Source organism: Plantibacter sp. CFBP 8775, from assembly GCF_014839505.1.
Taxonomy (GTDB): Bacteria; Actinomycetota; Actinomycetes; order Actinomycetales; family Microbacteriaceae; genus Plantibacter; species Plantibacter auratus.
On record NZ_JACYNV010000001.1, the window covers coordinates 2,295,773 to 2,316,350 of the forward strand.

Sequence of the window (20,578 nt, forward strand, 5' to 3'; positions counted from 1 at the left end):
GGTCGCATGGTCCGCGAGAACATCTCTCTGAGCACGCTCGCCCGACTCGGGTTCACCGGTCTGGGTGAGGCCCGGGACCGGCTGGACGAGCTCGCCGAGCTCGTCCAGCTCGACCCGGCGTCGCTGTCGCCCTCCTTCGCCGTCGCGGCCGACCCCGACGCCGCGCTGGTCGGTGTGCTGATGGTCGGTCGGAAGTCACCCGACGAGCTGTCGGCGCTCCTGGCGGACCAGGCCTCGGCCGAGCGACTGTTCCGACTGTTCGGCGCCTCGCAGGGGTTCATCGACTTCTTCCTCCGCCACCCCGACCAGCTGTCGGTGTTCGAGTTGCCGGTCACCCGCGTCCCGACGCTGCAGGAGGCGCGCGACGAACTGCTCGCGAGCGTCGGTGCCGAGGACGGCTTCGCCGCGATCGTCGAGGAGCCGGCCTGGGACGCGATCCGCGTGGTCTACCGCCGACTGCTCGCAGAGGTCGCCCTCTTCGACCTCTGCGCCCCGGACCCGATCGTCGTGCTCGACCGGGTCGCCAGTGCCCTCTCCGACCTCGCAGCGGGTGCGTTGGAGGCCTCCATCGCCGTCGCACGCACGCAGACGAGCGGCCCGAGGGGCCCCGGCGTGTACCCGCGCGAGGAGGTCGCGGCCACCCGCTTCGCCATCATCGGCATGGGCAAGGCTGGCGCACGGGAGCTGAACTACGTCTCCGACGTCGACGTCATCTTCGTCGGTGAGGGTTCGGGCGACGACGAGGACGGGCTCGACAACGGGCGTGCCGTCGAGATCGCCACCCGGCTCGCGGTCCTCACCATGCGCGGTCTCGGACAGGCTGGTCTCGAGCCGAGCCTGTGGGAGGTCGATCCGAACCTCCGTCCGGAGGGGAAGGCCGGCGCCCTCGTCCGCACGCTCGAGTCGCATCTCGTCTACTACGACCGCTGGGCGAAGAGCTGGGAGTTCCAGGCCCTCCTCAAGGCACGGGCCCTCGCCGGCGATCCCGACCTCGGTGCCCGCTACATCGAGGCGGTGCAGCCGAAGGTGTGGGGGAGTGCGTCCCGCGAGGGCTTCGTCGAATCCGTGCAGCGCATGCGCGAACGGGTCACCGAACACATTCCGGCGGAGGACGTCCACTACCAACTGAAACTCGGCCCGGGCGGGCTCCGCGACATCGAGTTCACGGTCCAACTGCTGCAGCTCGTCCACGGACAGCTCGACGACTCCGTGCATCAACGCGGAACCCTCGCCGCCCTCGACGGCCTCGCGACCGCCGGATACATCGGTCGAGCCGAGGCGCAGGAGTTCGCGCACGACTACCGCCTGCTCCGTGTGCTCGAACACCGCCTGCAGCTGACGCGCCTGCAGCGCACGCACATGATGCCGCGCGACGAGCCGTCGCTCCGCTCCCTGGCCCGGTCGAGCACGCTCGCGACGACCGCACAGGCCCTCGTCACGCGCTGGGAGGCCACGAAGCACGGTGTCCGGCAGCTGCACGAGCGGTTGTTCTACCGGCCGCTGCTCTCGGCGGTCGCGGCCTTGCCCGAGAGCGGTCTGAGTCTGACGAGCGGTCAGGCGGAGGCGCGACTCGCGGCGATCGGCTTCGTCGACCCCCGCGGCGCGCTCGCCCACATCGGGGCGCTCACCGCCGGTGTGTCTCGACGCGCCAACATCCAGCGGCATCTGCTCCCCGTGATGCTCGGCTGGTTCGCGGACGGCGCCGACCCCGACTACGGATTGCTCGCGTTCCGGCGGCTCAGCGAGTCCCTCGGCGAGTCGCACTGGTTCCTGCGGATGCTCCGCGACTCCTCAGGCGCAGCCGAGCGGCTCACGCGGGTCCTCTCGGGGTCCCGGTTCATCGGCGAGCTCATGGACCGCATCCCCGAGTCGGCCGCTTGGCTCGCGGGGGACGAGGACCTCCTCCCACGATCGTCGTCCGCGCTCGGCGAGGAGATCGCCGCCATCCTCAGACGACACGACTCACCGGACACCGCAGCCGCCGCCATCCGCGCGGTGCGGCGACGCGAAGTCCTCCGGCTGGCGATGTCGTCGACCGTCGGGATGCTCGACGTGCAGGGCCTCGCAGCCGGACTGACGGACGTGTCGACGGCCACGCTCGCAGGGCTCCTCGGCGCCGTCAGACGCATCGGCGGCCTCGGCGCGGACATCGAGTTCGCCATCATCGCCATGGGCCGCTACGGCGGCGCAGAGCTCGGCCTTGGTTCGGACCTCGACGTCCTCTACGTGTTCCGGCCGAAGGACGGGGTCGACACCCAGGATGCACAGCGCCAGGCCGGAGCGATCGCCGCAGAACTCAAGCGTCTGAGCGAGGACGCCCGGCTCCCGCTCGACCTCGACCTCGACCTCCGTCCGGAGGGGAAGAACGGTCCGCTCGTGCGCTCCCTCGACTCCTACCGCAACTACTACGCGCGCTGGTCGCTCACTTGGGAAGCCCAGGCGCTGCTCCGCGCCGCCGGAGTCGTGGGCGACACCGAGCTCATCGAGGCGTTCACCGAGGTGGCGGACACGGTCCGCTACCCAGCGGCGATCAGCGAGCAGTCCGTCCGCGAGGTCAAGCGGATCAAGGCACGTGTCGAGAACGAGCGGCTGCCGCAGGGCGCCGACCCGACGAGACACCTGAAGCTCGGGCGCGGCTCGCTCAGCGACGTCGAGTGGTTCGTGCAGCTCCTCCAGCTCGAGCACGGCGCGGCGGTGCCGTCGTTGCGAACCACCTCGACGCTCCGAGCGCTCGACGCGGCGGTGGAGGCGGATCTCGTCGACCGGGAGTCCGCCGAACGACTCCGTGAGGCCTGGATCCTGGCGTCGCGGATCCGCTCGGCCATGACGCTGTGGTTGAACAAGACGCAGGACGTGCTGCCGAGCGACCGACAACAGCTCGAAGGTGTCGCGCGGCTCCTGGAATACCCGACCGGGTCGGCGAGCCTCCTGGAGCAGGACTACCTCGCGGCCACCCGGCGCGCCCGGACGGTCTTCGAACACGGCTTCTACGGCATCTGAGCCGATCGCCTCGACCATACGGAACCGCCCGCCATCCGAGCGGATGACGGGCGGTTCGCGGTGCAGCAGGTGTCGTCAGACGCCGTAGTACAGCTCGAACTCGAACGGGTGCGGGCGCTGAGCCAGCGGCTTGATCTCGTTCTCGCGCTTGTACTGGATCCAGGTCTCGATGAGCTCCGGTGTGAAGACGTTGCCGGCGAGGAGGAACTCGTGGTCCGCCTCGAGCGCCTCGAGTGCAGCGCCGAGCGATGCGGGCACCTGCGGGATGTTCTTGGCCTCCTCGGGGGGAAGCTCGTAGAGGTCCTTGTCGACGGGCTCGTGCGGCTCGATGCGGTTCTTGATGCCGTCGAGGCCGGCCATCAGCTGAGCGGCGAACGCGAGGTACGGGTTGCCGGAGGCGTCGGGCGCGCGGAACTCGATGCGCTTGGCCTTCGGGTTCGTGCCCGTGATCGGGATACGGATCGACGCCGAGCGGTTACCGGCCGAGTAGACCAGGTTGACGGGGGCCTCGAAGCCGGGGACCAGGCGGTGGTAGGAGTTCACCGTCGGGTTCGTGAACGCCAGGACGGCCGGGGCGTGCTTCAGCAGGCCACCGATGTACCAGCGGGCGAGGTCGGACAGGCCGCCGTAGCCGTTCTCGTCGTAGAAGAGCGGCTTGCCGTCGCTCCACAGCGACTGGTGCGTGTGCATGCCCGAGCCGTTGTCGCCGAAGAGCGGCTTCGGCATGAACGTCGCGGTCTTGCCCCACAGCTCAGCCGTGTTCTTCACGATGTACTTGAACTTGAGGATGTCGTCCGCCGCGGCGACCATGGTGTCGAAGCGGTAGTTGATCTCGGCCTGGCCGCCGGTGCCCACCTCGTGGTGCGCGCGCTCGAGGATGAGGCCGGCGTCGATCAGCTTGAGGCTGATGTCGTCGCGGAGGTCGGCCTGCTTGTCGACGGGGCTGACGGGGAAGTAGCCACCCTTGTAGGGCGTCTTGTTGCCGAGGTTGCCGCCCTCTTCGGCGCGCCCGGTGTTCCAGGCTCCCTCTTCGGAGTCCACCGAGTAGAAGCTCGAGTGCTGGTTCACCTCGTATCGGACGTCGTCGAAGATGTAGAACTCGGCCTCGGGCGCGAAGAACGCGGTGTCGGCGATGCCGGTCGAGGCGAGGTACTTCTCAGCCTTCTTGGCGACCTGACGCGGGTCCTTGGAGTAGATCTCGCCGTTGCGGGGGTTGTAGATGTCGAACACCATGATGAGCGTGCGCTCGGCACGGAAGGCGTCGATGTAAGCGGTGGAGACATCCGGGATGAGCTGCATGTCCGACTCGTGGATGTTGGCGAAGCCACGGATGGACGAACCATCGAAGAGCTGGCCGACGGTGAAGAACTCCTCGTCGACGGTGCTGGCCGGGATGTTGAAGTGCTGCTGCACGCCGGGAAGGTCCGTGAAGCGGATGTCGAGGAACTTGACATCGGTGTCCTTGATGAACTTGAGCACTTCGGAAGAATCACTGAACATGTGAATGGCTCCAAATGGGGTTGGTACAGGGAGGCTGCACAGCGCAGCCATCTGTGAGACTACGGGGAGGGGGTTACCCCGCCATGACACCCATGTTTCGTGGATGTTACGAGAATCCCCGCCCGAATAGAATGGCACAGTGCCCCACACCCCGCAGAATCCACGGACCTTCGGAGAGCTTCCTCCCAGCGCCTTCCCCGGTGAACGCCTGGGACTCCCGGAGAGCGGCGTCAGGTCGGTCGCGCGGGTCGGTCGGCGGATCACCGCCCTCGTCATCGACTGGGCCCTGGCGGTCGTCCTCTCCGTCGCGTTCTTCGCCTACGACGCCACCGCGACGCTCGTGATCTTCGCCATCATGCAGTTCGTGTTCATCCCGACCATCGGCGGCAGTCTCGGCCATCGCCTCTGCGGGATGCGTCTCATGCCGTTGACCGGCGGGTGGGTCGGACTCTGGCGGCCGGCCGTCCGGACGGTGCTCCTCTGCGTGGTCGTTCCAGCGCTCGTCTGGGATTCGGACCAGCGCGGCTTCCACGACAAGGTCGCCGGCACGGTGCTCCTGCGGGTGCGCTGAACGCAGCCGGAAACGCGAACGGCCGCCCTCCGTCAGGAGCATCGGGTCGACGCCCTTCGGGATGGGGAGCTGCGTCCCGAACGAGGACAGACGGTTGCTGACCGCGAGCACCTCGGGGTTGGTCAAGGACTTCTTGACCTTCCGGAGGGCGCCGGAGAGCTGACGGAGCTGCACCGAGTCGGCGTCCGGGCCGACGTGGAAGACCGTGATCGGCACGTTCGGGAGGATGCGGGTGACCTTGCGCTTCTCGTCCTCGAGCAGGCGTGAGGTCCGCGATCGGGGTCCTTCGGCGATCAGTGCGACGCCACCACGGCCCACGGCCCGGTAGATCGCGTCCTGGGTCTTCGGGTTCACGGCGACGGGCATCTCGCTGGTCTGCCACGAGCGCGGGGCAGCGCGGAGCACCTGGCCCACCGCGCCCGGCCGACCCTCGATCTGCGTGTAGACGACCTTGTCCGCGCGCCGGGTGAGGATGAACAGAGCCGCGAGGATGCCGGCGAGCACGCCCGCGATGATCCACATGACGAGCGCGAAGATGTTGCCCGCCGAGAACAGCAGCGCGACCGCGACACCGATGAGCACCGGCAGGATGAAGCCGCCGAGCATCAACCACTGCGCCGCCTTGTCGTGGCGACGGGTGAGCTGGAACACCTGCCAGAGCTGCTTGATCCGCCCTGGTTCCTTCTGCGCCGCCGGGGGCGCGTCCTTCTGAGCCATGCTCCCAGGATAGCCGGTGACGGAGGGTCCTGATGCTGCGTTCTGCTCCACAGGCCGGCGGCGCGGGGAGCTTGTCCACAGCCGCGTGCGCCGACGCCGTCGGACGGGGCTCCGCGTCGGAGGATCGAGCTATGGAAACACTGCCAGACCCGTCGGCCACCACAACCCGAGTTGCCGGCCGTCGTCTCGTCCGGCGCTTGGGCGAGGGCCGGGAGTGGACGGCCTACTCGACGGTGCTCGCCCACGCCGGATCCGCGCACGGAGGGCGCACCGACCAGGCCGCCCCGGCGGGCGACGCCGTGCTGCTCCGAGCGAGGGCGGACGCCGCCGAACGCGACCTCTGGCGTCGCGCGGCCATCCTGTCCCGACTCGACCACCCGCACATCGTGAGACTCGTCGACGTCGCCGAGGATCGCACCGGCCTCCCGTGTCTGCTGGTCGAGCGGCTCGCCGGCGGCACGTTGGGAGAACTGCTGCGCCGCCGGGAGTCGATCGCTCCCGGTGAGGCCGTCACGATCCTGGCACCACTGGTCGACGCCATCCGCGCGGCGCACCTCTCCGGGATCAGCCACGGGTCGATCAGCGCTTCGGCCGTGCGCTTCGCCGACGACGGCCGACCGGTCCTCTCCGGCTGGTCGGGCGCAGCTCCCGTCGACCACCAGACGATCGATGGTGGGCTCGGCCGCACCGCTCCGGCGTTCGCCGCCGATTGGACGGCGTTCGCGGGGCTCATGGACGGTGTCCTGCAGGCGACCGACCCCGACGAGGCCCCCTCGACCGCGGCCTGGGCCGACGTCGTGCCTGAACTCGCCGACCACGAGATCGCCAACCGACTGCAACAGCGGATCCACGCCCTGGCACGACCGCTCCCGGTCCTGCTCGACCGCGTCGACCCGCCGTCCGCATCACCTGCCGATGCCATCCGTGCTTCCGCCGATCGCGCGCAGCGGACGGCTCCGCTCCCGCCGACCCGACGAGCCGCTGTCGAATCGAGGCGTCGGTCACGACATCCCGGGTCGTCGCTGCGTCGTCTGGCCTGGCGACCCGGTCGAGGCACACGGGTCACGGCCGCGACCCGCTCGACGCCGTCCGTCGACTCCAGCCCGAGACGTCGTCGACTCGTGATCGGAGCGGCGGGCGCGGCAGCGGCACTGGTGTCGGCGGCGATGGTGTTCCTGCCGTCCGAAGACCCGAGCACCGCGATCGCACCGACGCCGGCCGGTTCAGTCGGCCCGGCGTCCGCGGCGGTAACGACGATCGCGCCGCCGGTGGAGACGCCGACGCCACCGGCGGACGAAGCTGACGCCGTCGACGTGGTCACCGGTGACGATCCGGCGGCCGCGGCCCGCGAGCTCGTCCGTCGACGTGATCAGTGCCGCACGACGGGGGAGGAGGGGTGCGTCTGGGACTCCGTCGAACGCGGGTCCCCATTCGAGGACGACGAGCACCTCGGTGTCGGGATCGGATCGATCGATGCGGCGAGTCTGGACCTCGTCGACCGTCAGGGCGACGCGGCGGTCCTGCGCGGCACGGCCGAGCCGTCCGAGACGGACGAGGCCGCCGCAGGACGACGACAGCCCGTCACGCTCCTCGTGGTGAGGGGCGAGACGGGCTGGCGTCTGCGGGAGGTGTTCACCGCCGGATGAGGCGGTGGACACAGCGCGATCGGTTCGGGATCAGATCCCGAGCGAGCCGCGGAAGTCGCCTGCTTCGAGGCGGTTCTTCACCTGGACGAGGAAGCGTGCAGCGTCCGCGCCGTCGATGATGCGGTGGTCGTAGCTCAGCGCGAGGTAGACCGTCGAACGGATCGCGATGGCGTCTGCACCGTCGACCGTCACGACGACCGGCTTCTTCGTGACGATGCCCGTACCGAGGATCGCCGACTGCGGCAGGAACACGATCGGGGTGTCGAACAGGGCGCCGCGCGAACCGGTGTTGGTCAGCGTGAACGTGCCGCCCGACAGCTCGTCGGGCTGCAGCTTGTTGTCGCGAGTGCGCTGCGCGAGATCGGCGATCTCGGCACCGAGCTCGGCGATCGACTTGGAACCCGAGTTGCGGATGACCGGCGTCAGCAGACCACGCTCGGTGTCCACGGCGATCGCGAGGTTCTCCGTCTCCGGGTACACGATCTGGTCGCCGTCGACGGTGGCGTTGATGATCGGGTACGTCTGGAGCGCCTCGCTGGCAGCAAGGGCGAAGAACGGCAGGAACGACAGCTTGTTGCCGGTCTTGGCGAGGAACTCGTCCTTGACGGCCGTGCGGAGTGCCGCGACCTTCGTGACGTCGACCTCGACGACGCTCGTCAGCTGGGCGGTGCCCTGCATCGAAGCGACGGCGCGCTCGGCGACGACCTTGCGCAGACGCGACATGGCCTTGCTCGTGCCACGCAGCTCGGAGACCTGGACGGTCGGAGCAGCGGGCGACTCCGTGGCGCCACCGGCGCTCTGAGCCTGCAGGACGTCTTCCTTGCGGATGCGTCCGCCGACACCGGTGCCGGTGACCGTGCTGAGGTCGACCCCGTGCTGGTTGGCGAGACGACGCACCAGTGGCGTGACGTAGCCGGAGTTGACGACCCCGCCGGCGGCAGGCGTCGAAGCGGCGGCCGGAGCCGCAGCAGCAGGCGCAGCAGCTGGTGCCGGAGCAGCAGCAGGTGCAGCGGCGGGAGCCGGAGCAGCGGCGGGCGCCGGAGCAGCAGCAGGAGCCGGAGCAGCAGCAGGTGCAGCAGCAGGTGCAGCAGCAGGTGCCGGTGCAGCAGCAGGTGCCGGTGCAGCAGCAGGCGCAGCGGCGGGAGCCGGAGCAGCAGCGGGAGCCGGCGCGGCAGCAGGTGCCGGCTCGGGCTCGGCCGCGGGATCGGGCTCAGCCGGAGCGGGCTCGGCAGCAGCCGGTTCCGCGGCGGGCGCGGGCTCCTCGGCCGCAGCCGCACCCGAACCATCGCCGATGGTCACGAGAGCGGTGCCGACCTCGACGGTCTCGTCCTCCTGGACGAGGATCGCTTCGATGACACCCGCGACGGGCGAAGGGATCTCGGTGTCGACCTTGTCGGTCGACACTTCGAGCAGTGGCTCGTCGACCTCCACGGTGTCGCCGACATTCTTCAGCCAGCGGGTGACCGTACCCTCGGTGACACTCTCGCCGAGTGCCGGGAGGCTGACGGATTCGCTCATGACCTTGTCTCCTTTGAAACCTGTTGTGTGTTCACTAGCTTATTGGGGTGTTCGGAATGCGTCACAGCGCGTGCAGGGGCTTGCCTGCGAGCGCGAGGAATGCTTCGCCGAGCGCCTCGTTCTGCGTGGGGTGCGCGTGGATCAGCGGCGCGATGTCCTCGGGGTAGGCCTCCCAGTTGACGGCGAGCTGGCCTTCGGCGATGAGCTCACCGACGCGGGCGCCGATCATGTGCACACCGATGACGGGGCCGTCGTTGACGCGGATGACCTTGACGTTGCCGCTCGTGCCGATGATCTCGCTCTTGCCGTTGCCGGCCAGGTTGAAGTCGTAGCTCGTGATGTTGTCGGCACCGTACTGCTCGGCCGCCTTGGCCTCGCTGAGACCGACGGACGCGATCTCGGGGTCGCTGTAGGTGACCTTCGGGATGTTGACGTCCTCGATGATGACCGGCTTGAGACCGGCGATCTCCTCGGCAACGAAGATGCCCTGCTGGAAGCCGCGGTGCGCGAGCTGCAGGCCGGGGACGATGTCGCCCACGGCGTAGAGGCCGGGGATGTTCGTCTCGAGACGGTCGTTGGTGATGACGAAGCCGCGGTCGATGGTGACACCGACCTCCTCGAAGCCGAGTCCGGCGGTCGACGGGCCACGGCCGACGGCGACGAGCAACAGCTCGGCGTCGATCGTCTTGCCGTCCTCGAGCGTGATGTGCACGCCCGAGTCGTCCTGGGTGACGCCCTGGAACCGCACGCCGAGCGAGTACTCGATGCCGCGCTTGCGGAACGCGCGCTCGAGGGCCTTGCTGATCGACTCGTCCTCGTTGGGGACGAGGTGGGGGAGCGCCTCGATGATCGTGACCTCGGTCCCGAACGACTTCCAGACGCTCGCGAACTCGACGCCGATCACACCGCCGCCGAGAACGGCGACCTTCTTCGGCACGAAGTCGAGCTGCAGCGCCTGCTCGCTCGTGATGACGCGGCCACCGATCTCGAGACCGGGGAGCGAGCGGCTGTAGGAGCCCGTCGCGAGGATCACGTTCTTGCCGGTGATGAGGTCGTCGCCGACCTGCACGCTCGTCGGGGAGACCAGACGGCCCTCACCCTCGATGGTGGTGATGCCGCGGGCCTTGACGAGGCCCTGGAGTCCCTTGTACTTCTTCGCGACGATGCCCTCGCGGTACTTCGTGACGCCCTCGATGTCGATGCCTTCGAAGGTGGACTTGACGCCGTACTTCTCCGACTCGCGCGATGCGTCCGCGACCTCGGCGGAGTGCAGCAGCGCCTTCGTCGGGATGCAACCGCGGTGGAGGCAGGTGCCGCCGACCTTGTCCTTCTCGATCATGCCGACGGTGAGGCCGAGCTGCGAAGCGCGCAACGCCGCAGCGTATCCGCCGCTTCCGCCTCCCAGGACTACCAGGTCAAAATTCTGCTCGGACACTCCGTTGCTCCTTGTGTGTGCTTCGTGGTCGATCGGAAACCGTCGTGGTGTGTTCGGCGGCGTCGAGGCGGGTCGAACCGCCCCCACCGACCTTACTACGGGTGGCTAATCTCCTCGGCCATTGCGAGGAGGGTGCGGACCGCGACGCCGGTCGGGCCCTTGGCAGTGAAGCCGTAGGGGGCGTCGCCGTTCATCGCACTCCCGGCGATGTCCAGGTGTGCCCACGGGATGCGGGTGGTGCCGCCGTCCTCGTCGGTCCGCTCGGCGATGAACTCCTGGAGGAACGTGCCTGCGACGAGCATGCCGCCCGCGGTGGTCCCGGGCTTGGCGTTGGCGAGGTCGGCGACGTCGGAGTCGAGGACCTTGCGCAGCTCCGCGGGGAACGGCATCGGCCAGAACAGTTCGTCCGCACCGGAACCGGTCGCGATGAGGTCGGTGACGAAGGACGCGTCGCCCATGACGCCCGTGTAGCGGTTGCCGAGCGCGACCACGGCGGCTCCCGTGAGGGTCGCCACGTCGATGATGGCGTCCGGGCCCTCCTCGCCTGCAGCGACGAGTCCGTCGGCGAGGACCAGCCGGCCCTCGGCGTCGGTGTTGGTGACCTCGACCGTGCGTCCGCCCCGGATGGTGAGGACGTCGTTCGGCCGGATCGCCGTGCCCGACGGGAGGTTCTCGGCGAGGCAGAGCCATGCGGTCAGCCTGGTGGGCACCCCGAGACGCGCGGCCGCGGCCAGGACGGCGAGCACGGTCGCCGCGCCGGTCATGTCGTATTTCATGCCGACCATCGAGACCGGCGGCTTCAGGGAGAGGCCGCCACTGTCGAAGGTGATGCCCTTCCCGACGAGGGCCAGGTGGCTCCTGGCGGCCTCCGGGTGGTAGCTCAGCTTGACGAGTCGCGGAGGCCGCGAGGAACCCTGCCCGACGCCGAGGATGCCGCCGAAGCCGTCCTCGGCCAAGCGGGTCTCGTCCCATTCCTCGACCTCGACGTCGAGGCCGTCGACCGCTGCTCGGGCCGCGTCGGCGAAGGTCGCCGGGTAGAGCTCGTTCGGCGGCGTGTTGACCAGGTCCTTCACGAGCGCGATGGCCTCGGCGACCGCGGTGGCGTGTTCCGCGAGCCCGGCATCCGGTGCGTCGACGGTCGACGGGACGACGACGGTGATCTGCTCGAGCGGTGTCGGCGCCGGCGCGGATCCGACCCCGCGCGACGCGGTGTAGCGGTAGGCACCGATGGCCGCCCCCTCGAGGACGGCTTCGGCGGCGGCGGCCGTCTCCTCCGTCAACGCGAACGCGATCGAGGCCTGGCCGTCGATCGTCCTGGTCACTGCACCCGCGGCTCGTCGGAAGGCCGCGTCGTCCGCATCCGGACCGAGGCCGACCAGCACGAGACCGGAGGCCGCGCCGAACCGGTCCGGGAGGCGTCGCACCTGGTCTTCGGATCCCGTGACACCGGAGGCGCGCAGCTCGTCCGCGAGCGGCGCGTAGACATCGGGCGCCAGGAGCTCAGGTCCGTCGTCGCCCTTCCTCACCGCGAGGACGAGCAGCTCGGCCTCGACTCCCTCGACGGCAGCGGACAACACGGAGAGCACAGGGATCGTCATGCCTCCATCGTAGGCACGTGCCGTTCCGGACCGAGGCGGGGCCGCCGGTGTTCGCTCTCGGCGGTACCGCCGACGCTCGGAGGGGAAGGGCGCTGCGACACCCCCGTTTAGAGTTGAACCATGCCTACGCCTGACGACCTCTACGAGGTGCACCCGGAGATCGACATCCCCGCCGGCCTCCACCTCGTCGCGGGGCTCACCGGGTTCTCCGACGCCGGCGGCGCGGTCGGGCAGTTGAACGCCTACCTCGACGACGTCCTCGACACGACGGTCATCGCCGAGTTCGACGCCGACGTCCTGCTCGACTACCGGGCCCGCCGGCCGATCATCTCGTTCGACCAGGACCACCTGACGGAGTACCGGCCACCTCGGCTGACCCTGTCGCTCGCCCACGACGAGCTCGGGTCGCCATTCCTGCTGCTCACCGGTTTCGAGCCCGACTTCCTCTGGGACCGGTTCGTCGCGGCCGTGCTCGAGCTCGTCGATCGCTTCCGGGTCAGCGACACCACGTGGGTGCACGCCATCCCGATGCCGGTCCCGCACACCAGGCCGATCGGCGTCACCGTCAGCGGCAACCGGTTCGACCTCATCGAGTCGCTCTCGGTCTGGCGCCCCCGCACCCAGGTGCCGTCCAACGTCCTCCACCTCCTCGAGTACCGCCTCTACGAGCGCGGCGACAGCATCGCGGCGTTCGTGCTCCTCGTTCCGCACTACCTCGCCGACACGGAGTTCCCGGCCGCGGCGATCACGGCGATCGAGAGCCTCAGCGCGGCGACCGGGCTCATCTTCCCCACGGACCGCCTCCGCGAGGACAGCCGCGACTTCCTCGTCAAGATCGATGAGCAGGTCGGGACCAACCACGAGCTGGGCCAGCTGGTCACGACGCTCGAGGAGCGGTACGACGCCTACATGGCCGACAACTCGCCGAAATCGCCGCTCACCGACATCGACGGGGCGCTCCCGACGGCCGACGAGATCGCCGCGGAGCTCGAGAAGTTCCTCGCCAGCCGGCGCCACGGCGACGAGGACCGCTCGACCACCTAAGCTGGATCGGTGGGATCTCGACGCGTCTGGTGGGTGTTCGGCGTCGGGGTGTTCGCCTACCTCATCACCGTCATGCAGCGGTCCACGCTCGGCGTGGCGGCGGTGGACGCCACCGAGCGGTTCCAGATCGACGCCGCAGCGCTGTCGACCCTCGCCGTCGCACAGCTGATCGTGTACGCCGCGATGCAGGTCCCGGTCGGGGTGCTCATCGACCGCCTCGGACCTCGCGTCCTGATCCTCGCTGGGCTGACGGTCGTCATGGCGGGCCAGGTCTGGCTGGGTCTCACGACCGAACTCGGCGGCGCGATCGTCGGGCGGATGCTGGTCGGCCTCGGCGACGCCGCGGTGTTCACTTCCGTGTTGCGGCTCGTGAACTCCTGGTTCCCGACCCGTCGGGTGCCGATCGTCTCGCAATGGGTCGGCAACATCGGGCAGATCGGACAGATCCTCTCGGCGGTGCCGTTCTCCTTCGTCCTGCACGCCTTCGGCTGGTCGCCGGCGTTCCTCAGTGCGGCCGGACTCGTCCTCCTGGCGCTCGTCGGGGTGGTGATCGTCGTCCGCGACCGGCCGTCCGGTTCCGACGAGGCGCCGCGCCCCGAGACGTGGGGCCACGTCGTCCGCGAGGTCGTCATCAGTCTGCGTCGGCCAGGGACGCGTCTCGGGTTCTGGTCGCACTTCGTCACCCAGTCCTCCGGTACGGTCCTCACGCTCCTCTGGGGCTTCCCGTTCATGGTCTACGCCCTCGGCTACCCGCAGCCCCTCGCCGCATCGTTGCTCATCGTCATCGTGGTCTCCGGCATGATCGCCGGACCCATCCTCGGGGTGCTCACCGCCCGGTTCCCCTACCGGCGGAGCAACCTCGTGCTCGGGATCGTCACGGTCATGGGCGTCGCCTGGGCCGCACTCCTCCTCTGGCCGGGCGTCCCACCGATGTGGCTCGTGATCGTCCTGTTCGTCGTGGTCGGAGTCGGCGGCCCCGGTTCACTCATCGGGTTCGACTTCGCCCGCACCTTCAACCCCATCCGCGCGCTCGGCGGGGCGAACGGCATCGTGAACGTCGGAGGGTTCCTCGCCAGCTTCGTCATGATGTTCCTCATCGGTCTCATCATCGACGCGGTCAGCGGGGGATCCCGTGCCGACTACTCCATGGACAGCTTCCGGATCGCCTTCTCCGTGCAGTACCTGGTGGTCGGATTCGGGGTCGCGATGCTGCTCGTCGCCCGGTCCCGCACGCGGAGACGCTTCGCCGAGGACGAGGGCATCGCCGTCGGTCCGCTGTGGATCGCTGTCCGTGCCAGGCTCGGTCGCCGTCGCTGAGCGTTCGCTTCGTCCACCGATCCCACCCTTGACAAACGGCCTGTGGCTCTGAGGTCTTCCGCCGCGCGCTATAATGGAACACGGACCCGTTCACCTCTCGGAATGTCGGCGGCCCTTTTCGGGTTGCACTGCACCAAGACTTGACATGGGTCCTCGTAATGTCCGAAATCACGGACGATCCGGCGATGACTGTCCATGCCGGGTCCGAACAGGAAGGTGCAGCTATGGCCACCAAGACGGCTCGCGCAGACGAAGCAGCGCCAGCAGACGAGGCCACGGAGGCTCCCGCAGCGAAGGCTCGGACCACCAAGGCCACCACGACCCGAGCGAAGGCTGCTCCCAAGAAGGCCACCCGCGCCAAGGCGGGCACGAAGTCCAGCACGGAGCCCGATGAGGGCACGGACGACGAGGACGTCGTCGTCGAGGTCGTCGCCGACGACGCCGTGGTCGACGCGCCCGCAGGCGACGCCACCGAAGCGGTCGAGGAGGAGGACGACAAGTCCGTGCCGGAGATCACCCTCCCCACCGACGCACTCGTGCTCTCCAACAGCGACGACGACGAGATCCCGGTGTACTCGGCCGCCATCACCGGCGCCACCGCCGACCCGGTCAAGGACTACCTCAAGCAGATCGGTAAGGTCGCGCTCCTCAACGCGGCCGAAGAGGTCGAACTCGCGATGCGCATCGAGGCGGGCCTCTTCGCCGAGGACAAGCTCGCCCAGCTCTCCGACCTCGAGAAGCGCTCGCGGGTCGGCCGTGAGCTCCAGTGGGTCGCGAAGGACGGCGCCCGCGCCAAGAGCCACCTCCTCGGGGCGAACCTCCGACTCGTCGTGAGCCTCGCCAAGCGGTACACGGGCCGCGGCATGCAGTTCCTCGACCTCATCCAGGAGGGCAACCTGGGCCTCATCCGTGCGGTCGAGAAGTTCGACTACACCAAGGGCTTCAAGTTCTCCACCTACGCGACCTGGTGGATCCGTCAGGCCATCACGCGCGCCATGGCCGACCAGGCACGCACCATCCGCATCCCGGTGCACATGGTCGAGGTCATCAACAAGCTCGCCCGCGTCCAGCGGCAGATGCTGCAGGACCTGGGCCGCGAGCCCACGCCCGAGGAGCTCAGCCGCGAACTCGACATGACGCCCGAGAAGGTCATCGAGGTCCAGAAGTACGGCCGCGAGCCCATCTCGCTGCACACGCCCCTCGGCGAGGACGGCGACAGCGAGTTCGGTGACCTGATCGAGGACACCGAGGCGGTCGTGCCGGCCGACGCCGTCAGCTTCACGATGCTGCAGAAGCAGCTGGAGTCGCTCCTCGACTCGCTCTCCGAGCGGGAAGCGGGCGTCATCCGGATGCGCTTCGGCCTCGGCGACGGCATGCCGAAGACGCTCGACCAGATCGGCGACACCTTCGGGGTCACCCGTGAGCGCATCCGGCAGATCGAGTCGAAGACCATGGCGAAGCTGCGTCACCCGAGCCGATCCCAGTCGCTCCGCGACTACCTCGAGTAGGAGCATGCGCTACGCCCCGGCCATCCTCGCCGGTCGTGCCGTCCGATTCCTCGCCAGGCTGCGCAAGCCGGGCGGGGGATCGGCCGTTCCCGGCCTCGTGGTCAACCGCATCGCGCCCGGGTTCCTCCCCGACACGTTGAACGCCTTCCCGCGTGGTCTCGTGATCGTGAGCGGCTCGAGCGGGAAGTCGACGACGACCAAGATGCTCGTCGGCATCCTGCGTGCCCACGGTGTGTCGGTCTTCACGAACCCGTCCACGGCGAACATCTCGCAGGGGCTCACCTCGGCTCTCCTCGAACGAGCCGACCTCCGCGGCCGGATCGACGCCGAGCTCGGGGTGCTCGAGATGGACGAAGGACACGGCGCGCTCATCGCGCCGCGACTCGCGCCCGCCCACGTCATCCTGACCAACGTGTCCGTCGACCAGATCGACCGCTTCCACGACGCTGCCATGGTGGCGCGCATGCTCGACGCGATCGCTGCCCGATCGAGCACGTCGCTCGTCTTGAACGGCGATGACGCGCTCGTCGACGCCGTCGCGCCAGGCAGCGACGCGAGGCGATGGCGGTACGGCGTCTCGACGGCCGTGCTCGGCGCCAGCGCACGCGGCCTGGGGTACAGCACGACCTCGTCCGATCGGGTCGATCCCGGTTCCGGAACCGTCGTCGAAGCCCTCGACGGCGACCTGGTGTCCATCACCCACCGCGGCGAGACCGTCCGGTTCCGTCTGCCGGCTCGCGGCGTGCACTACGCCGTGGATGCCGCTGCAGCCCTCTCCGGCGCCGCCGCGATCCTCGGCCCCGAGTTCCAGCTCACCATCGCGTCGGAGTCGTTCCGTGCGCTCACGCCGGTGTTCGGCCGCGGTGAGGTGACGACCGTCCGCGGTGTCGAGGTCGAGTTCGTCCTCGTCCAGAACCCCGCGAGCTTCCAGCTCAACGTCGACAGCCTGGCGGCCGACACGGAGCAGATCCTGGTTGCCGTCGGGAGCGACGTCCGCGATCCCTCGTACCTCTGGCCGGTCGACACGTCCAGGCTCGGTCGTGTTGCGCTCGTGTCGGGGTCCAAGGCCTGGGAGGCCGCGCTGCAGCTGGGCTACGACGGCGTCGAGATCGACCGGATCGAACCGGACCTCGGCACGGCGTTGGACGCGTTCCTCGCACTCCCTGCGCCCGCGCACGGTCGGAAGACCGTGATCTTCACCGCCGACTCGATGCGCCGTACCCGCGCGCACCTCGGCCTCGCCTCGAACGATCAGGACGACGCATGACGACTGAGCCGACGATCACCATCGCCGTCCTCCTGCCCTCGAGCTGCAATGTGAACGGCGACGCCGAGAACGGCGCGGTCCTCGCCCGCCGGGCCCGCGCGCGTGGCCTCGCCGTCGAGCTCGTCCCCGTCGAATCGGTCGCCGAGCTCCCGAGCACGGTCCACGCGGTCGTCCTCGGGTCGTGCGACGACCCGTCGGCGCCACAGGTGCTCGAGACGCTGCGGCCGTTCCGCGACGCGTTCATCGCCTGGGTGGAGGCCGGGGTGCCCGTCCTCGCGGTCGCCAACGGATGGAAGCTCCTCACTCGCCGGCTCGAGCTGGTACCGGGGAGCTGGGTCGAGGGCCTCGCCATCATCGAGGGCGACGCCCCGTTGCGGCGCGCGCGGGCGAGTGACGACCTCGTCGTCGTGCCGAGCGGCGGCCTCGAGCTCGACGCCCCGGTACTCGTCGGGTACGAGAACCACGGGCGGGACTTCCGAGCCGGGACGGGCGTCGAGTCGATCGGCACCGTGCAGCACGGACGAGGCAACGGCGACGGCACGGAGGGTGCGCTGGTCGGACCGTTCGTCGGAACCCACCTGCACGGTCCCGTCCTCGCGAAGAACCCGGAACTGGCCGATCGACTGCTCCGTCTGGCGATCACGGTCGCCGGGGGCACCTCGATGCTCGACGAATCGCCAGAGCTCCACGACCTCGACGAGATCGCCGCCAACGCCAGAGCGCAGATCGTCTCGGCGCTCGCCTGAGTACGCGCGCGATCGAGCCCGCGCTGGTCTGAGACCGAGCTTCCTCGATGACATGACGAAGGGCCCCGGATCTCGGATCCGGGGCCCTTCGTCGTGATGCCGGTGGACTAGGCGCGCTGCTCGTTGAAGAGTCGCGCGGACTCGTCGTGCCAGTCGGTCGCGACCTGCGTCAGCTTCTCCTGGTACTTCTTGCCGTGGTGCGCGCAGAACAGCAGTTCACCGCTGTTCATCTGCACGCGGATGTAGGCCTGTGCTCCGCACAGATCGCAACGATCGGCGGCAGTCAGTTGCTGGGCGTCGAGGTCACTCGGCGTGCTCTCGGTAGCAGTCTGTGACATGTGCTCCTCCTGACTCGGGCGGCTACGAAACTCGTAGTACTCATGAAAGCACGCGATTGTCACAACGGGGTCCCATTCCGTGTTCGTTTCGCTGTGCGCGTAGATGATTCGGATCAACCGTGCAGCCGGATGGGTCGACGGCCCGCGAGAACGCGCCGTCGAGCGGGTCCGGGCGATCGCGCGCCGAGTGTCTCCCTCGGCGTGTCGGTGCCGACGACTACGCTGGGAAGCGTGAGCAGCGACTACTCCGCCAGGCATCTCTCCGTCCTCGAAGGCCTCGAGGCGGTGCGCAAGCGACCGGGCATGTACATCGGTTCCACCGACTCGCGTGGCCTCATGCACTGCCTCTGGGAGATCATCGACAACTCCGTCGACGAGGCCCTCGGCGGGTACGGCGATCAGATCGAGATCGTCCTCCACGCCGATCAGAGCGTCGAGGTGCGCGACCACGCACGTGGTATCCCGGTGGACATCGAGCCGAAGACCGGCCTCTCCGGTGTCGAGGTCGTCTTCACCAAGCTCCACGCCGGCGGGAAGTTCGGCGGCGGTTCGTACGCCGCGTCCGGCGGGCTGCACGGCGTCGGCGCATCCGTCGTCAACGCCCTGTCCGAGCGACTCGACGTCGAGGTGGATCGCGGCGGCAAGACCTACGCCATGTCCTTCCACCGCGGTGAGCCGGGGATCTTCGCCGACACGGGGGAGCCGACCCCGGACGCACCCTTCACGCCGTTCGAGAAGCAGAGCGAGCTCCGCGTCATCGGCAAGACGAAGCGCGGCGTGACCGGCACCCGGATCCGCTACTGGGCCGACCGCCAGATCTTCACGAAAGGCGCCCAGTTCCAGGCCGAGGAGCTCCTCGGCCGCGCGCGCCAGACCGCCTTCCTCATCAAGGGGCTCGGCATCCACATCCGCGACGAGACCGTCGAGGAGCCGACCGAGGCGATGTTCCGCTACGAGGGCGGCATCTCCGAGTTCGTCGACTACCTCGCGGGCGACACCGCGCTCACCGACACCTGGCGCCTCACCGGCAGCGGCACGTTCACCGAGACCGTCCCGGTGCTGTCGCCGTCGGGCACCATGGTCGCCACCGAGGTGGAGCGCGAGGCAGAGGTCGACATCGCGCTGCGGTGGGGTACCGGGTACGAGACGGTCATGCGCAGCTTCGTCAACATCATCGCCACGCCGAAGGGCGGCACGCACCAACTCGGATTCGACCAGGGCCTCCTGAAGTTCCTCCGCGCCCAGGTCGAGCAGAACGCCCGTCGACTCAAGGTCGGCACGGACAAGCTCGAGAAGGACGACGTCCTCGCCGGCCTTACAGCGGTGCTGACGGTGCGCCTCGCGGAGCCGCAGTTCGAGGGCCAGACGAAGGAGATCCTCGGCACGCCGGCCGTCCGCGCCATCGTCGCCAACGTCGTCACGAAGGAGCTCAAGGAGCGGTTCGCCTCGACCAAGCGCGACGACAAGGCGCAGACCGCGCTCGTGCTCGAGAAGATCGTGTCGGAGATGAAGTCCCGGATCTCCGCGCGGACCCACAAGGAGACGCAACGCCGCAAGAACGCGCTCGAGAACTCGTCGCTCCCGGCCAAGCTGGTCGACTGCCGCTCGGGCAACCTCGAGTCCAGCGAACTCTTCATCGTCGAGGGCGACTCGGCACTGGGTACGGCGAAGCTCGCCCGAGACAGCTCCTACCAGGCGCTGCTCCCGATCCGAGGCAAGATCCTCAACGTGCAGAAGGCCTCCGTCTCCGACATGCTGTCGAACGCCGAGTGCGCGTCCATCATCCAGGTCATCGGCGCGGGCTCCGGACGATCGTTCGATCTCGACGCCGCCCGCTACGGCAAGATCATCCTCATGAGCGACGCCGACGTCGACGGCGCCCACATCCGGACGCTCCTGCTCACGCTCTTCTTCCGGTACATGCGGCCGCTGATCGAAGCGGGTCGCGTGTTCGCCGCGGTACCGCCGCTCCACCGCGTCATCGTCATCAATCCCGGCTCCAAGCCGAATGAGACGATCTACACCTACTCCGAAGCCGAACTGCACGCGGTGCTCAGCGACCTCAAGCGCACCGGCAAGAAGCACCAGGAACCGATCCAGCGCTACAAGGGCCTGGGCGAGATGGACGCCGACCAGCTGGCCACGACCACCATGGACCGCCGTCACCGGACGCTGCGCCGTGTCCGGGTCGAGGATGCGGAGTCGGCCGGACGGATCTTCGAACTCCTCATGGGCAACGACGTCGCCCCGCGCAAGGAGTTCATCGTCGACAGCTCCGACCGGCTGTCACGGGAGAGCATCGACGTCTGATCGTCGGTCGTCCACCGAGAAGCAGGACCGACGACGAAGGCCCGGATCGAGCAGTGCGCTCAG

14 protein-coding genes and 1 pseudogene are annotated in these 20,578 nt (G+C 68.9%); 9 read left to right on the forward strand and 6 right to left on the reverse strand.

All coding sequences use genetic code 11. The annotated features are described in order from the left end of the window. Positions 1-6 precede the first annotated feature (6 nt). A complete protein-coding gene (locus IFR14_RS10860) occupies positions 7-3,000 on the forward strand; it encodes a bifunctional [glutamine synthetase] adenylyltransferase/[glutamine synthetase]-adenylyl-L-tyrosine phosphorylase (RefSeq protein WP_191941071.1) in 2,994 nt (997 codons plus the stop codon). 75 nt (positions 3,001-3,075) lie between these two features. On the opposite strand, the gene glnA is transcribed toward IFR14_RS10860, so the two are convergent. Beyond that, positions 3,076-4,500 (reverse strand): type I glutamate--ammonia ligase, encoded by a 1,425-nt coding sequence (gene glnA, locus IFR14_RS10865; RefSeq protein WP_056005986.1) that lies wholly within the window; start codon positions 4,498-4,500, stop codon positions 3,076-3,078. Between the two features lie 139 nt (positions 4,501-4,639). Between glnA and IFR14_RS10870 the strand changes: the two genes are divergently transcribed. Next, on the forward strand, positions 4,640-5,071 hold the full coding sequence (locus IFR14_RS10870; protein ID WP_191941307.1) for an RDD family protein: 432 nt from the start codon (positions 4,640-4,642) through the stop codon (positions 5,069-5,071). A 51-nt stretch (positions 5,072-5,122) separates the two neighbouring features. On the opposite strand, the pseudogene IFR14_RS10875 reads toward IFR14_RS10870, so the two are convergent. Beyond that, positions 5,123-5,788, reverse strand: a pseudogene (locus tag IFR14_RS10875) (DUF4191 domain-containing protein); the annotation flags it as partial. 131 nt (positions 5,789-5,919) lie between these two features. Here IFR14_RS10875 and IFR14_RS10880 point away from each other — a divergent pair. Next, positions 5,920-7,434: a hypothetical protein gene (locus IFR14_RS10880; protein WP_191941072.1), complete on the forward strand. Its 1,515-nt coding sequence runs from the start codon at positions 5,920-5,922 to the stop codon at positions 7,432-7,434. 30 nt (positions 7,435-7,464) lie between these two features. On the opposite strand, the gene IFR14_RS10885 is transcribed toward IFR14_RS10880, so the two are convergent. The 3 genes from IFR14_RS10885 to IFR14_RS10895 all read right to left on the reverse strand — a co-directional run bounded on the left by IFR14_RS10885 (position 7,465) and on the right by IFR14_RS10895 (position 11,985). Beyond that, on the reverse strand, positions 7,465-8,952 hold the full coding sequence (locus IFR14_RS10885; RefSeq protein WP_191941073.1) for a 2-oxo acid dehydrogenase subunit E2: 1,488 nt from the start codon (positions 8,950-8,952) through the stop codon (positions 7,465-7,467). Positions 8,953-9,013: 61 nt separating this feature from the next. After that, positions 9,014-10,387 (reverse strand): dihydrolipoyl dehydrogenase, encoded by a 1,374-nt coding sequence (gene lpdA, locus IFR14_RS10890; protein ID WP_064293772.1) that lies wholly within the window; start codon positions 10,385-10,387, stop codon positions 9,014-9,016. A 95-nt stretch (positions 10,388-10,482) separates the two neighbouring features. Beyond that, complete coding sequence (locus IFR14_RS10895; RefSeq protein ID WP_191941074.1) at positions 10,483-11,985, reverse strand: leucyl aminopeptidase; 1,503 nt, start codon at positions 11,983-11,985, stop codon at positions 10,483-10,485. 120 nt (positions 11,986-12,105) lie between these two features. Here IFR14_RS10895 and IFR14_RS10900 point away from each other — a divergent pair, with 120 nt between their 5' ends. The 5 genes from IFR14_RS10900 (at position 12,106) to IFR14_RS10920 (ending at position 17,867) form a co-directional block, all read left to right on the forward strand. Further along, positions 12,106-13,029: a proteasome assembly chaperone family protein gene (locus tag IFR14_RS10900; protein WP_079705876.1), complete on the forward strand. Its 924-nt coding sequence runs from the start codon at positions 12,106-12,108 to the stop codon at positions 13,027-13,029. Positions 13,030-13,038: 9 nt separating this feature from the next. Beyond that, a complete protein-coding gene (locus IFR14_RS10905; protein ID WP_086473334.1) occupies positions 13,039-14,346 on the forward strand; it encodes an MFS transporter in 1,308 nt (435 codons plus the stop codon). 185 nt (positions 14,347-14,531) lie between these two features. After that, complete coding sequence (locus IFR14_RS10910) at positions 14,532-15,854, forward strand: RNA polymerase sigma factor (RefSeq protein ID WP_079706303.1); 1,323 nt, start codon at positions 14,532-14,534, stop codon at positions 15,852-15,854. A 4-nt stretch (positions 15,855-15,858) separates the two neighbouring features. Beyond that, positions 15,859-17,121, forward strand: coding sequence for a MurT ligase domain-containing protein (locus tag IFR14_RS10915; protein WP_191941075.1), 1,263 nt, complete (start codon positions 15,859-15,861; stop codon positions 17,119-17,121). Further along, complete coding sequence (locus IFR14_RS10920; protein WP_191941076.1) at positions 17,118-17,867, forward strand: hypothetical protein; 750 nt, start codon at positions 17,118-17,120, stop codon at positions 17,865-17,867. The genes IFR14_RS10915 and IFR14_RS10920 overlap by 4 nt, the downstream gene beginning before the upstream one ends. Before the next feature lie 107 nt (positions 17,868-17,974). Here the strand turns inward: IFR14_RS10920 and IFR14_RS10925 are convergent, their stop codons facing one another. Further along, positions 17,975-18,205: a DUF7455 domain-containing protein gene (locus tag IFR14_RS10925; protein ID WP_079705880.1), complete on the reverse strand. Its 231-nt coding sequence runs from the start codon at positions 18,203-18,205 to the stop codon at positions 17,975-17,977. Positions 18,206-18,436: 231 nt separating this feature from the next. On the opposite strand from IFR14_RS10925, the gene IFR14_RS10930 reads away from it, so the two are divergent. Continuing rightward, complete coding sequence (locus IFR14_RS10930; protein WP_229938850.1) at positions 18,437-20,515, forward strand: DNA gyrase/topoisomerase IV subunit B; 2,079 nt, start codon at positions 18,437-18,439, stop codon at positions 20,513-20,515. Positions 20,516-20,578 lie beyond the last annotated feature (63 nt).